The 12,793-nt window shown below is 71.4% G+C and carries 12 protein-coding genes and 1 riboswitch; of the genes, 6 read left to right on the top strand and 6 right to left on the bottom strand.

Going from position 1 to position 12,793, the window contains the following annotated elements:
• Positions 1-6 precede the first annotated feature (6 nt).
• From ACFC0D_RS16560 to ACFC0D_RS16540, 5 genes are read left to right on the top strand one after another with little or no spacing between them, the layout of a single operon-like run.
• Positions 7-966: an STM4015 family protein gene (locus tag ACFC0D_RS16560; RefSeq protein ID WP_376435710.1), complete on the top strand. Its 960-nt coding sequence runs from the start codon at positions 7-9 to the stop codon at positions 964-966.
• The gene (locus ACFC0D_RS16555) at positions 963-2,132 is read left to right on the top strand and encodes an STM4014 family protein (RefSeq protein WP_376435707.1); all 1,170 of its coding nucleotides are present in this window, start codon (positions 963-965) and stop codon (positions 2,130-2,132) included. Before ACFC0D_RS16560 ends, ACFC0D_RS16555 begins: the two co-directional genes overlap by 4 nt.
• A gap of 20 nt (positions 2,133-2,152) precedes the next feature.
• Positions 2,153-2,974: an STM4013/SEN3800 family hydrolase gene (locus ACFC0D_RS16550; RefSeq protein ID WP_376435868.1), complete on the top strand. Its 822-nt coding sequence runs from the start codon at positions 2,153-2,155 to the stop codon at positions 2,972-2,974.
• On the top strand, positions 2,971-4,302 hold the full coding sequence (locus tag ACFC0D_RS16545; protein WP_376435704.1) for an STM4012 family radical SAM protein: 1,332 nt from the start codon (positions 2,971-2,973) through the stop codon (positions 4,300-4,302). Before ACFC0D_RS16550 ends, ACFC0D_RS16545 begins: the two co-directional genes overlap by 4 nt.
• Before the next feature lie 13 nt (positions 4,303-4,315).
• Positions 4,316-5,170 carry an STM4011 family radical SAM protein gene (locus ACFC0D_RS16540; protein ID WP_376435702.1) on the top strand — a complete coding sequence of 285 codons (855 nt, stop codon included), beginning with the start codon at positions 4,316-4,318 and terminating at the stop codon, positions 5,168-5,170.
• Here the strand turns inward: ACFC0D_RS16540 and ACFC0D_RS16535 are convergent.
• Both ACFC0D_RS16535 and ACFC0D_RS16530 read right to left on the bottom strand, forming a co-directional pair.
• The gene (locus ACFC0D_RS16535; RefSeq protein ID WP_376435700.1) at positions 5,157-5,951 is read right to left on the bottom strand and encodes an SGNH/GDSL hydrolase family protein; all 795 of its coding nucleotides are present in this window, start codon (positions 5,949-5,951) and stop codon (positions 5,157-5,159) included. The two genes, ACFC0D_RS16540 and ACFC0D_RS16535, sit on opposite strands and share 14 nt — an antisense overlap.
• Positions 5,952-6,114: 163 nt before the next feature.
• Complete coding sequence (locus ACFC0D_RS16530; RefSeq protein WP_376435697.1) at positions 6,115-7,086, bottom strand: peptidoglycan DD-metalloendopeptidase family protein; 972 nt, start codon at positions 7,084-7,086, stop codon at positions 6,115-6,117.
• Positions 7,087-7,090: 4 nt separating this feature from the next.
• Positions 7,091-7,264: riboswitch (cyclic di-AMP (ydaO/yuaA leader) on the bottom strand.
• Positions 7,265-7,630: 366 nt separating this feature from the next.
• Here ACFC0D_RS16530 and ACFC0D_RS16525 point away from each other — a divergent pair.
• Positions 7,631-8,443, top strand: coding sequence for a tyrosine-protein phosphatase (locus tag ACFC0D_RS16525; RefSeq protein WP_376435694.1), 813 nt, complete (start codon positions 7,631-7,633; stop codon positions 8,441-8,443).
• A 9-nt stretch (positions 8,444-8,452) separates the two neighbouring features.
• Here the strand turns inward: ACFC0D_RS16525 and ACFC0D_RS16520 are convergent, their stop codons facing one another.
• The 4 genes from ACFC0D_RS16520 to dxs form a co-directional block, all read right to left on the bottom strand.
• A complete protein-coding gene (locus ACFC0D_RS16520; RefSeq protein ID WP_376435691.1) occupies positions 8,453-8,608 on the bottom strand; it encodes a DUF6126 family protein in 156 nt (51 codons plus the stop codon).
• A gap of 20 nt (positions 8,609-8,628) precedes the next feature.
• Positions 8,629-9,258 carry an XRE family transcriptional regulator gene (locus ACFC0D_RS16515; protein ID WP_376435689.1) on the bottom strand — a complete coding sequence of 210 codons (630 nt, stop codon included), beginning with the start codon at positions 9,256-9,258 and terminating at the stop codon, positions 8,629-8,631.
• 75 nt (positions 9,259-9,333) lie between these two features.
• Positions 9,334-10,719 (bottom strand): aspartate aminotransferase family protein, encoded by a 1,386-nt coding sequence (locus ACFC0D_RS16510; RefSeq protein ID WP_376435687.1) that lies wholly within the window; start codon positions 10,717-10,719, stop codon positions 9,334-9,336.
• Positions 10,716-12,686, bottom strand: a complete 1,971-nt coding sequence (gene dxs / locus ACFC0D_RS16505) for a 1-deoxy-D-xylulose-5-phosphate synthase (RefSeq protein WP_376435684.1) — start codon at positions 12,684-12,686, stop codon at positions 10,716-10,718. The genes ACFC0D_RS16510 and dxs overlap by 4 nt, the downstream gene beginning before the upstream one ends.
• Positions 12,687-12,793: the final 107 nt, after the last annotated feature.

Here is a 12,793-nt window from a genome sequence, read left to right as displayed (position 1 = left end):
GCACTCATGACCATTTCGGGATATCTGCAGGAGTTCCACGGCCTGCCCGTGTTCCACTTCCCGGATCGTGACACCGTCGTCGAACTGCCGGACGCCGCTTCCGCGGCCTGGCGCGTCTCCGGCCCCACGTACTGCGACTCCGACGACGAGCAGTGGGAGCAGTTCTTCGCCCGCTTCCTCGCGGACGTCGACACGGAGCGGGTCCGCGCGCTGATCGTCGGCGGCTGGGACGAGGCGTACGAGACCTCGTCCGCGGCCATCGTCGCCGCCCTTGTCGCGGCCAAGGACCGGCTGCCCGGTCTTGAGGCGCTCTTCCTCGGTGACATGGGCTTCGAGGACTGCGAGATCAGCTGGATCCAGCAGTCCGATGTGACGCCGCTGCTCGCGGCCTACCCCGCCCTGCGGGAGTTCGGGGTGCGCGGCGGTTCGGAGCTCGCCTTCCCGGCGGTCCGGCACTCCGGACTGCGCACGCTCGTGGTGGAGTCGGGCGGTCTCGGTGCCGAGGTCGTGCGCGGCATCGCCGGGAGCGACCTGCCCGCGCTGGAGAAGCTGGACCTGTGGCTCGGCACGGACGAGTACGGCGGTGACTCCACGGTCGCCGACCTCGAGCCGCTGTTCGCCGGCACCCGCCTCCCGGCCCTGCGCCATCTCGGGCTGCGCAACAGCGTCATCCAGGACGAGATCGCCGCCGCCGTGGCGAGCGCCCCGGTGGTCGCCCGGCTCGACCGTCTCGACCTGTCGATGGGCACGCTCACCGACGAGGGGGCCGAGGCGCTGCTCGCGGGGCAGCCGTTGACCCACCTCACCCACCTCGACCTCTTCCACCACTATCTGTCGGAGAAGATGAGCGAGCGGATCGTCGACGCCCTCACCCCGCACGGCGTGACCGTCGACGTCGACGACGCGCAGGATCCGGAGGACGACGGCGACGGCGAGGTCCACCGGTACGTCGCGGTCGCCGAATGACGCACTCCCCGCCCCTCGCGCAGCCCCGCCTCGTCGTCGTCGGCAACCCGGCCAACCGCCGGGTCGCGTTCTTCCGCGACGCGGTGCGGGCCGCCGGGCTGCCCGACGTGCGGGTCGAGCCCTGGCTCGACGCCCTGCGGGGCGGGGCACGGTTCCACCCGGGCGAGACGGTCCGGCTCGAGTCGCCCGGCGAGGAGCCGGAGGTCGACCGGCTGCTGCGCGGCACGGACGACCCGACCCGGGTCGAGGGCACGGGCCGCTGGTACGAGTCGTTCACGGCGGCCACGGCGGAGCTCGCGCGGAGCGTGGGCGAGGCCGGGGCGGTCCTCGTCGACGACCCCGCCGAGCTGGCCGTGCTGTTCGACAAGCGGCTCGCCCATGCCCGGCTGCGCGAGGCCGGGGTCCCGGTGCCGGACTCGCCGACATCGGGGGCGGACGCCCCCGCCGTACGGGGCTGGTCGGACGTCTGCGCCCTGATGGCGGAATCGGGTCTGCGCCGGGTGTTCGTGAAACTCGCCCACGGCTCGTCCGCCTCGGGAGTCCTGGCCGTGGAGACGAACGGCGCCGGCCGGGTGCAGGCCACCACCTCCGTGGAACGCGCCCCGGACGGGCGTCTCTTCAACTCCCTCCGGGTGCGCCGCTATACGACGGAACGCGAGGTCGCCGCCATCGTGGACGCGCTCGCCCCCGACGGGCTGCACATGGAGCGCTGGGTGCCGAAGGCGGCGCAGGGCGGCCGTGTGGCCGATCTGCGCGTGGTCGTGATCGCAGGCCGGGCCACCCATGCCGTCGTACGGACCAGCCGCTCCCCCATGACCAATCTCCATCTCGGCGGTACCCGGGGGGACTTGGGCGCCGTGCGTGCGGCGGTCGCCGGCGCGGGCGGACGGTGGACGGACGCCCTCGACGTGTGCGAACGGGCCGCCGACGCCTTCCCCGGCACCCAGTGCGTCGGCGTCGACCTGCTTCCGGCCGTCGGCTGGCGACGCTTCGCCGTCGGCGAGGTCAATGCCTTCGGCGATCTGCTTCCCGGGCTCACCGGCCTCCCGGGCAGCGGCGCGGAGGGCCAGGACACCTACGCGGCCCAGGTCTCCGCGCTCCTCCGCAGAAGCCCCGACAGCACCACCGGCAGCACCGGTCGCACCACAGGAACGAGCATCGTGTGAACCAGCCTCCCGCACCCGACATGAACGAGATCGTGGGCAGCCACGATCTCCTCCTGGTGACGCTCGACACCCTCCGGTACGACGTCGCCAACGAGCTCGCCGCGGCCGGGCGCATCCCGAACCTGGCCCGGCACCTCCCCGGCGGCAGCTGGGAGCGTCGGCACGCCCCCGGCAGCTTCACCTACGCCTCCCATCAGGCGATCTTCGCGGGCTTCCTGCCGACCCCGGACCATCAGGGCCCGCACCCCAGACTCTTCGCCGCGCGGTTCGCGGGCAGTGAGAGCACCGCCGACGGCACCTTCGTCCACGACACCCCCGATCTGGTCTCCGGTCTGGCGAAGGAGGGCTACCGCACCGCCTGCGTCGGCGGCGTCGGCTTCTTCAACGGCCAGGGCCCCCTCGGCTCGGTGCTGCCCGGCCTCTTCCAGGAGAGCCACTGGGAGCCCGACTTCGGCGTCGCCTCCCCCACCTCCTTCGAGTCCCAGGTGACCCGGGCCGAGGAGATCGTCGCCGCGCTCCCGCACGAGCAGCGCCTCTTCCTCTTCGTCAACGTCTCCGCCCTGCACCAGCCCAACTGGTTCCATCTGCCCGGTGCGACCCGGGAGTCCGGGGACACCCGGGCCTCGCACGCGGCGGCGCTGGAGTACGTCGACCGGCACATCGGCCGGCTCTTCGCCGCCATGAGCAGCCGCCGGAGCTGCTTCGCGATCGTCTGCTCCGACCACGGCACGGCATACGGGGAGGACGGCTTCACCGGTCACCGCCTCGGCCACGAGGTCGTCTGGACCGTGCCGTACGCCCACTTCCTCCTGGCCGGCCCGGAGCGGGAGGCGGTCGCATGAGCGATGCCCCGCGTCCGTACGAGAGCTATGTCTACGCCTACCCGCACAAGACGGCGTACCGGCCGCTCCCCGACCCCGCGCCCTCCCTAGCGGCGCTGTGGGCGGACGAGCCGAAGGACACGCTCTCCCTCTATGCGCACATACCGTTCTGCGAAGTCCGCTGCGGCTTCTGCAACCTCTTCACCCGGATCGGCGCCCCGGACGAGCTGACCGGCCGCTATCTCGACGCGCTCGACCGACAGGCGACAGCCGTGAGGGAGGCGCTCGGCGACGCCGGACCGGTCCGTTTCGCCACGGCCGCCTTCGGCGGCGGCACCCCCACGTTCCTCACCGCCGGCGAGCTGGAGCGGCTCTGCGACATCGCGGAGAAGCGGATGGGTGCGGATCTGCGGGCCGTCCCGCTCTCCGTGGAGACCTCCCCCTCGACGGCCACCGCCGACCGGCTCGCGGTCCTGGCCGACCGGGGCGCCACCCGGCTCAGCATCGGGGTGCAGAGCTTCGTCGAGGCCGAGGCCCGCGCCGCCGTGCGGCCGCAGCGCCGCGCCGATGTCGAGGCCGCGCTCGGCCGCATCCGGGACACCGGCGTCCCCGTACTGAACATCGACCTGATCTACGGCATCGACGGCCAGACCGAGGAGTCCTGGTCCCGTTCCCTCGACGCGGCGCTCGCCTGGGCGCCCGAGGAGCTCTATCTCTATCCCCTCTACGTCCGCCCGCTCACCGGCCTCGGCCGGCTCTCGCCCACCGCGGACCGGGAGTGGGACGAGCAGCGGCTGCGGCTGTACCGCCACGGCCGGGACCATCTGCTGGCGCGGGGGTACCAGCAGGAATCGATGCGGATGTTCCGGCGAGCGGACGCCCCGCCGCAGGGCGCGGACGACTACGCCTGCCAGACGGACGGGATGATCGGCCTGGGCTGCGGGGCGCGCTCGTACACGTCCTCGCTGCACTACTCCTTCGACTACGCCGTCGACATGAGGGAGGTCCGCTCGATCATCGACTCCTACACCGGGACGCGGGACTTCACACGCGCCCAGGTGGGCCGGTGGGTCGACGCGGACGAGGCGCGCCGACGCCATCTGCTCCAGTCGCTTCTGCAGGCCCGGGGCATGTCCACGGTCGACTACGAGGAGCGGTTCGGCACCTCGCCGTTCGCGGACTTCCCGGCCGAACTGGGCCGGTTCGAGGAGCTCGGCTGGCTGGATCCGACGGCCCCGGCCGGGCTGCTGCGGCTCTCGCCCGAGGGCCTGGCCCACTCGGACGCGCTCGGTCCCGCACTGTTCTCGCCGGCCGTCCGGGCGGCGATGGCCGCCTACGAGCCGAAGTAGCGGAGGTGACGGCATGGACCTGACGATCCTCTACCGGGGCCCGCTCGCCTCGTGCGACTACGACTGCCCCTACTGCCCCTTCGCCAAGCGCCGTGACAGCCACGAGCAGCTGCGTGCCGACCGCGCCGCGCTGGAGCGCTTCTCCGCCTGGGCGGCCGCGCAGAGCGGCGACCGGCTGAGGATTCTCTTCACCCCGTGGGGCGAGGGCCTGGTCAGGTCCTGGTACCGGCGCACGCTCACCGAGCTGTCGCGCCTCCCCCACATCGAGCGGGTGGCGATCCAGACGAATCTGAGCTGCCGCACCGACTGGCTGGCCGAGGCCGACCCCGAGACCCTCGCGCTCTGGTGCACGTACCACCCGGGGCAGACACCGTACGACCGTTTCCTCGCCAAGTGCCGCGAACTGACCGCCCGGGGCACGCGTTTCAGCGTCGGGATCGTCGGCCTGCCGGAGCACCGGGAGCACGCGCGGCGGCTGAGGGACGATCTCCCGCCCGAGGTGTACCTCTGGGTGAACGCCGCCGAGGGGCACACCTACACCGACGAGGAGGCCGATGGCTGGACCGCCCTCGACCCCCTCTTCCCGTACAGCCGCCGCCCGCACCCCTCAGCCGGTCTCCCCTGCCGGACCGGCGAGTCGGTGATCTCGGTGGACGGTGACGGGACGGTGCGACGCTGCCACTTCGTGAAGGCCGAGCTCGGCAACCTGTACGACGGTTCGTACCGCGCCGCGCTGCGGCCCCGCGCCTGCCCTCTCGCCCTCTGCGACTGCCACATCGGCTACGTCCATCTGGAGACGCTGCCGCTGTACGACGTTTTCGCCGGAGGCGTCCTGGAACGGATCCCCGCCGCGCTCAGAGGGGCATGAGGTCCGGGCGCTTGGCCTCCACGTGGTCCCCCGAGCTCTCACCCCGCAGCCGCCGCCCGATCCACGGGACGAGGTACTCCTTCGCCCAGTGGATGTCGTCGCGGCGCACGTCCAGGGTGTTCCGCGGCGGCAGCGGCGGCCACGCCTGGTCCGGGTCCGCCGGCACCTCCATGCCGAGGACCTGGGCGGCGCGCAGCGCGACCCGGGTGTGCCCCTCGGGCGAGAGGTGCAGCCGGTCGCCGTCCCAAGCCCGCCTGTCCTGCACCGACTTGAGCGACCACAGGTCCAGGACCGGGCAGTCGTATCGGTCGGCGACGGCCCGGACATGGGCCGTGTAGGTGGCGATCTTGCCGCGCAGATGGCGCAGGACGGGTACGTCGCGGGTGTCGAAGCCGGTCGTCACCATGACCGTGCCCACGGCCGAGGTCAGATCCGCGACGGCGCGCTCGAAGCGCTCCGCGACATCGTCCGGGTCGGTACCCGGGCGGATGATGTCGTTGCCCCCCGCGCAGAAGGTCACGAGGTCGGGGGCGAGCTCCTTCGCCCTGGGGACCTGCTCCTCCACGATCTGGTCGAGGAGGCGGCCGCGTACGGCCAGGTTGGCGTAACGGAATGCGTCGTGCTCCGGCAGCTGGTCGGCGAGCAGCACCGCGAAGCGGTCCGCCCAGCCGACGTACTTCCCATCGGGCCCGGGGTCTCCGACGCCCTCGGTGAAGCTGTCACCGATCGCCGCGTACGACCCGAATACGTCCATGTCTCTTGATCTCGAATCGTCTGCCACGGGAGCTCATCTTTCCCTTATGGGTGTGACCTACGCGACCGTAAGGAGGGGTTGACGCCGGGTGAGATACGCCACCGGTCAAGATTCCGCCAAGCCGGAATACTGCGGAACGCGAAGAGGCCCGGCACAACACGTGCCGGGCCCTTCGGGTGCTGGGTGTACGTCAGATGCTGACGCCGTGCGAGCGCAGGTAGGCCAGCGGGTCGATGTCCGAGCCGTAGCTCGGTCCGGTGCGGATCTCGAAGTGCAGGTGCGGACCGGTGGAGTTGCCGGTCGAACCGGAGAGACCGATCTCCTGGCCGCCCGTGACGGTCTGGCCGGCGGAGACGCCCAGCGAGGAGAGGTGGGCGTACTGCGAGAACGTGCCGTCGGCATGCTGGATGACGACCTCGTTGCCGTACGAGCCGCTGTTGCCCGCGGAGTAGACGGTGCCCGCGCCGACGGCCTTGACCGAGGTGCCGGAGGAGGCGATGAAGTCGACACCGGTGTGGTAGCCGGAGGACCACATGGCACCGGAGGCGCGGTACGGGGTGGAGACGCCGCCGCTGACCGGGGCGACCCAGCCGGAGGACGCGGCCTTCGCGGGAGCGGCCGGCGCCGGCGTTGAGGTCGAGGCCTGGGTGGACTCGACCGCGCCGCGGTCGGCGCTGCGCGAGCTGCGCTCACCCGAGCCGGTGGAGGACTTCTCCGCCTTGGGTGCGGCCTTCGGGGCGGCCTTCGGAGCGGCCTTGGGCGCGGGCGCCTTCGCCGTCGACTTGGCACCGAGCGTGAGCTTCATGCCGGGAAGGATCAGCGAGGGGTTCCCGCCGACGACCTGGCGGTTGTCCTCGTAGAGCTTCTTCCAGCCACCCGCCAGGTGGTGCTCGGAGGCGATCTTCGACAGGTAGTCGCCGCGGACGACGGAGTACGTCTTCGGCTTGGCGGTCTTGTCGGCGGCGGGGGCCTTCGCGGGAGCGGCGGCGACGGCGGCGACGGCCTGCTCGGGCGTCACGGTCGGGGCGCCCTTGTCGGCGGCGTGGGCTCCGGTCGCACCGAGGAGCGGCAGGGCGACGACGGCGCCACCGGTGCCGGCGGCGACGAATCCGCGCGTGATCGGGTTGACCTTGGGACGGCGGTGCTTACCCTTTGCGGGCATGGCGAATTCCTCTCCGTCGCCTGCGAGGTGAGCTGTCGGGTTCGGACTGGAGATGTCCGGCCGCGTTCTCACGCGGCTTAACCCCAAGCCGTCCGGATCGAGCCGGTTCGGCGTACTTACCTGGGTCCCCCGCTCCTGCCGTACGTGGATGGGTGCGGATTCCGGGCGGTGGCAGGATTCGGCGGTCCGACCGGATTGACGGTGACCGTAGACGAGCGGAGTCGGCGCGAACAAGCCACCGTTTTTCTCTCGCATTCAGGGCCGGGATATTCACGCCGAATTCCGGTCACCCTCCGTGGAGGGCGGAGCGCCGATTCCCTTTTCCGGCAGGGAGATCGCCCGGAACGATCAGGCACGGTCCGTCACTTTTATGACGCTGCTCACGCACCCGAACCCATCTCCCCTATTACCAGGGCGCGTTATACCTAAGGGCCCAATTCGGACAGAACACCCATTCCCATACCCCGGGGGTAGGCGGAGCCGACCCCACCCGGGATGATTGCCCCAGGAACCGATCTCGATCAGCCAACCTTCAGGAGCACTCGTGACGCAGCAGCTGCCGCAGATCCCGTCGACCGAACCCGAGCTCACCGGGGTGCGCAACTTCCGGGACGTGGGCGGCCTGCCGACCGTGACAGGCGGATCGGTGCGATTCGGACGGCTCTTCCGCAGCGGCCACCTCGCGCACGCCACCGAGGAGGACGCGGCCTTCCTCTCCACCCTCGGGCTGCACACGATCTTCGACTTCCGCAACCAGGCGGACCGGAAGGTCGAGGGCCCGGACGTCGAACTTCCGGGTGTACGAAATGTGAACATACCGCTCAATGACCCGGCCGACGGCAAGGAGTTCTGGAAGCTGGTCAGCACGGGCGAGCTGGAGCAGCTCCGCGCCATCCTGGGTGACGGCAAGGCGGCCGGCCGAATGTCCGATTCGTACCGGAAGATGATTGTCGAGCGGACCGCTGAGCACAGCCGCATCCTGCACGCGATGGCCGAGGACAGCGTTCCGGCGCTGATGCACTGCGCGGCCGGCAAGGACCGCGCGGGCCTGTCGATCGCCATCTCGCTGCTCGCGGTGGGTGTCGAGCGCGAGGCGATCGAGGCCGACTACGTGAAGTCGAACGACCCGCACCGCCGGTACAAGGTGCGCCGCAGCTCCACCGCCGCGGACGCCATGTCGCCCGAGGTGATGGAGCTGCTCAGCCCGCTCTTCGACGCGCGCGTCGAGTACCTGCGGGCCTCGTTCGAGACGATCGAGCAGACCTGGGGCACGGTCGAGAGCTACCTCACGGACGGCCTCGAGCTCTCTCCCGAGACGCGGGAGCGGCTGCGCGAGCGACTCGTCGTCGAGGCGTGACCCCGCCCCCTACTGGTTCTGCCCGCCGAGCATGAACAGCAGGTAGAGGAACCCGGCGAAGAGGTGCCCGGCCACCAGATAGGCGAAGAGCCGGAGCACCAGACCCTTGGGGAACTTGCCCCCGTCGCGCTCTTCGCCGGTGACGGGTGCGGACTTCTCGGACATATCGGCCCCTTCCGAAGGGCTCAGCGCGGATACGGAGTTCCGTCGCCGAGACACAGCTCGGCAGCGGGGCTCTGCATCAGCGTGTGGACGAAGAGCAGCTCGGCCCCGCCGCGGCCGGCGGCGCCGATGCGGTGCGGGGTGAGCGAGTCGAAGTGCGCGCTGTCCCCCGGGTCGAGTACGTGCACGGTGTCGCCGAGTGCGAGCCGCACCTGCCCTTCGAGGACGTGGAGCCACTCCTCCCCGGGGTGGACGCGCACGATGTCGGTCCGGGTGGCGTACGGCACGTGGACCCGGAGCGCCTGCATCGCGCGGCCGGGGCCACCGGCCTGGCGATAGATCCAGCCGTCGGCCTCGACGGGCTCGGACCGACCCGCCCTGACGACCGGATCACGCTCGGGCGGAACCTCCCCCAGGAGCTCGGCGACCGTCGTACCGTAGATGCGGGCGAGGGCGAGCAGCATGGGCAGCGAGGGCTGCCGGCGGCCCGTCTCCAGCCGGGAGAGATGGGCCGGGGAGAGACCGGCCCGCTGGGCGGCGGCCTCCAGGGTCAGCCCGCGGCGTCGGCGCAGGGCGCGCAGCTGGGGCGCGACGTCCGGCAGGACATCGGGTGCGGCGGGGTCCGGGGACCGCTCCCCGGGGAGGTGCTCCATGCCTCCATTCCGCCAGGATCTTTCCTCTGAGGCAACATTCTTGCCTCAGAGGCAAAAGCCTCGCGAGGCCGAAGATCAGCGCTGTGCCACCGCTTGCTTGACCAGCGTCTTCCCGAAGTCCCACATCAGTCCGCCGCCCCCATGGGCGTCGTCCATCACGGCCGTGAAGGCGGTCACGAAGCGGTCCACGTCCTCCTCGTCGATGATCAGCGGCGGGATCAGTTTGATCACCTCGAGGTGATCGCCCGAGACCTGGGTGAGGATCCGGTGCCGCTGGAGGAGCGGGACGACGACCATCTGGGCGAAGAGCCCCTTGCGGGCCGCCTGCAGCATCGTCCACCGGCTGCGCAGCCCGAGCGAGGACGGCCGCCCGAACTCGATCCCGATCATCAGCCCGCGTCCGCGGATCTCCTTCAGCAGCTCGTAGCGCGGGACGAGCTCCTTCAGGCGCGAGGACAGCAGCTCGCCCACCCGGCGCACATGCGCCACCGTCCCCTCGTTCTCCATGACCGAGAGCACGGCGAGCCCGGCGGCCATGGCCTGGGCGTTCGAACCGAAGCTGGCCGAGTGGACGAGGACCCGGTCCATGGACGAGTAGACCTTCTTGAAGATCCAGTCCTTGCCGAGCGTCGCGCCGACCGGCACATAGCCGCCGGAGAGCGCCTTGGCGACGCAGACGAGGTCCGGTTCGACACCTTCCTCGTGCTGGTACGCGTAGAAGTCCCCGGTCCTGCCGAGCCCCGTCTGCACCTCGTCGACGATCAGCAGCGCGCCGCGTGCGTGCAGCAGCTCCTGGGCGGCGCGCAGGAAGCCGGGCGGCGCCTCGTGCACCCCCTTGCCCTGAATGGGCTCGACGACGAACGCGGCCACGTCCCCCTTGCGCAGCTCCCGCTCCAGGGCCTCCAGGTCCCCCAGCTCGATCGCGGTGTCGGGCAGCAGCGGGGCGAAGCCGTCCCGGAAGCCGTCCTCTCCGTTGACCGAGAGGGAACCGGTGGTCAGGCCGTGGAAGGCGTGGGAGCAGTACAGGACCCTCGGCTTCCCGGTGGCGTACCGGGCGAACTTCAGCGCGGTCTCCACCGCCTCCGTGCCGCTGTTGCCGAAGAAGACCCGGTCGAGGTGCGGACTGTGGGCGAGCAGCTCCTCGGCGAGCAGCCCGGGCAGGGGCTGGCAGTCGAAGCGGGTGAGGTCGGCGAGGGAGGCGTCCAGGACGTCGTGGAGAGCTTGGCGGACGACGGGGTGGTGCCGGCCGAGGCCCATGACACCGAAGCCTGCGAGCATGTCGAGGTGGTCGCCGCCGTCGACGTCCCAGAAGTGGGCACCCTCGGCCCGCACGTAGACCTTGTCGAAGCCGATGGTGTGCAGCATCCGCGGAAGCTGGTGGTTGAGGTACCGGGTGTGCAGCTCGTAGCGCTCGGCGCCGCGTTCGGCGAGCAGCGCCGCGAGGTCGAACTCCTTGGTCATCGCCCCTTCTTCCGGGTCAGTGCCGCGCTGATGTCTCCGGCGATCTCCACCGGGGTGAGGCCGAGATCCGCGAGCACCTCGCCGCGCTTCGCGTGCGCGAGGAACTGTTCGGGGATTCCGTACGTCCGCAGGGGTACGTCGACGCCCGCGTCGCGCAGGGCCTGGCCGACCGCCGCCCCGACGCCGCCCGTGCGGCTGTTGTCCTCGACGACCGCGACCAGGCGGTGCCGCTCGGCGAGCGGGGCGAGGGCCTCGTCGACCGGTTTGACCCAGCGCGGGTCGACGACGGTGCACCGGATGCCGCGTGCGGCCAGCAGGTCTGCGGCGTGGAGGCAGACCTCCGCCATCACGCCGACGGCGACCAGCAGCACCTCCGCGTCCGACTGCGCGGCGGGATCCGGCTCCGAGCCGAGATCCGGCCGGACGGCGTTGCCCGGCCGGGCGACGAGCTCCGGCTCCGAGCCGACGTCCGGCCGGGGGGCGAGCAGGACGTCCATGGCGCCGATCCGTCCCACGGCCGGCACCGGAGCGCCGACGGTCTCCTTGGGGAACCGCAGCACGGTCGGTGCGTCGTCGACCTCGACGGCCTCGCGCAGCTGGACCCGCAGCTGCTCGGCGTCGCGCGGCGCGGCGATCCGCAGTCCCGGCACGACCTGGAGGAGCGACAGGTCCCACATGCCGTTGTGGGAGGCACCGTCCGTGCCGGTGATGCCGGCCCGGTCGAGGACGAAGGTGACTCCGCACCTGTGCAGGGCCACGTCCATGAGCAGCTGGTCGAAGGCACGGTTGAGGAAGGTCGCGTAGACGGCGACGACCGGGTGGAGGCCGCCGGCGGCGAGGCCCGCGGCCGAGACGACGGCGTGCTGCTCGGCGATGCCGACGTCCCAGACCCGGTCGGGGAAGCGCTCGGCGAACTTCGTCAGGCCGACGGGGTGCAGCATGGCGGCGGTGATCGCGACCACGTCCGGCCGCTCCGCCCCGATCTCGGCGATCGCGTCACCGAAGACGGAGGTCCAGGACGGGCCGCCGGACGGGGTCAGCGGCTCGCAGGTGAGCGGGTCCATGGCCCCCACGGCGTGGAAGCGGTCGGCCTCGTCCTCCAGCGCCGGTCCGTAGCCGCGGCCCTTCTCGGTGAGGCAGTGGACGAGCACGGGCCCGTGGAAGCGCTGGGCGCGACGCAGCGCGGACTCGACGGCTCCGACGTCGTGGCCGTCGACGGGGCCGACGTACTTCAGGCCGAGGTCCTCGAAGAGGCCCTGGGGCGCGAAGGCGTCCTTGAACCCCTTCTTGGCGCCGTGCAGCGAGCCGTAGAGCGGCTGCCCGATGACCGGTGTGTGCTGGAGTACGTCCTTGCCCCACGCGAGGAAGCGCTCGTAGTCGTCGGTGGTCCGCAGGGCCGCCAGGTGGTGGGCGAGGCCACCGATCGTGGGCGCGTAGGAGCGCTCGTTGTCGTTGACGACGATGATCAGGGGCCGGTCCTTGGCGGCGGCGATGTTGTTGAGCGCCTCCCAGGCCATGCCGCCGGTGAGGGCTCCGTCGCCGATGACGGCGACCACGTGGTCCGGGCGTCCGGACACCTCGTTGGCCTTGGCGATGCCGTCGGCCCAGCCGAGGACGGTCGAGGCGTGCGAGTTCTCGATGACGTCGTGCGGCGACTCCTCGCGGGAGGGATAGCCGGAGAGTCCGCCCTTGCCGCGCAGCTTGGAGAAGTCCTGGCGGCCGGTGAGCAGTTTGTGGACGTAGGTCTGGTGACCGGTGTCCCACAGGATGCGGTCGGCGGGCGAGTCGAAGACCCGGTGCAGGGCGAGCGTGAGCTCCACCACGCCGAGGTTGGGGCCCAGATGGCCGCCGGTCCTGGCGACGGCCCGGATCAGGAACTGCCTGATCTCCTCGGCCAGTTCGTCGAGCTCGGCCTCGCCGAGCGGCCGGAGGTCCTGTGGCCCCCGAATGTTCTCCAGAATCGTCATGCTCGGCCCCCTTCGACCCGTCGACCCGGCGTACTGCTGCGCGCCCGGGGAGTCCAGGGCAGGGCTCCCCCGGCGCCCCGTCGCACCCACGGGTGCCGGAGTCCGTC

Origin of the sequence: Streptomyces sp. NPDC056222 (assembly GCF_042264065.1) — a bacterium.
GTDB lineage: Bacteria > Actinomycetota > Actinomycetes > Streptomycetales > Streptomycetaceae > Streptomyces.
Note: the sequence above shows the minus strand (reverse complement) of the source record. Positions and strands in the feature narration are given on the sequence as shown.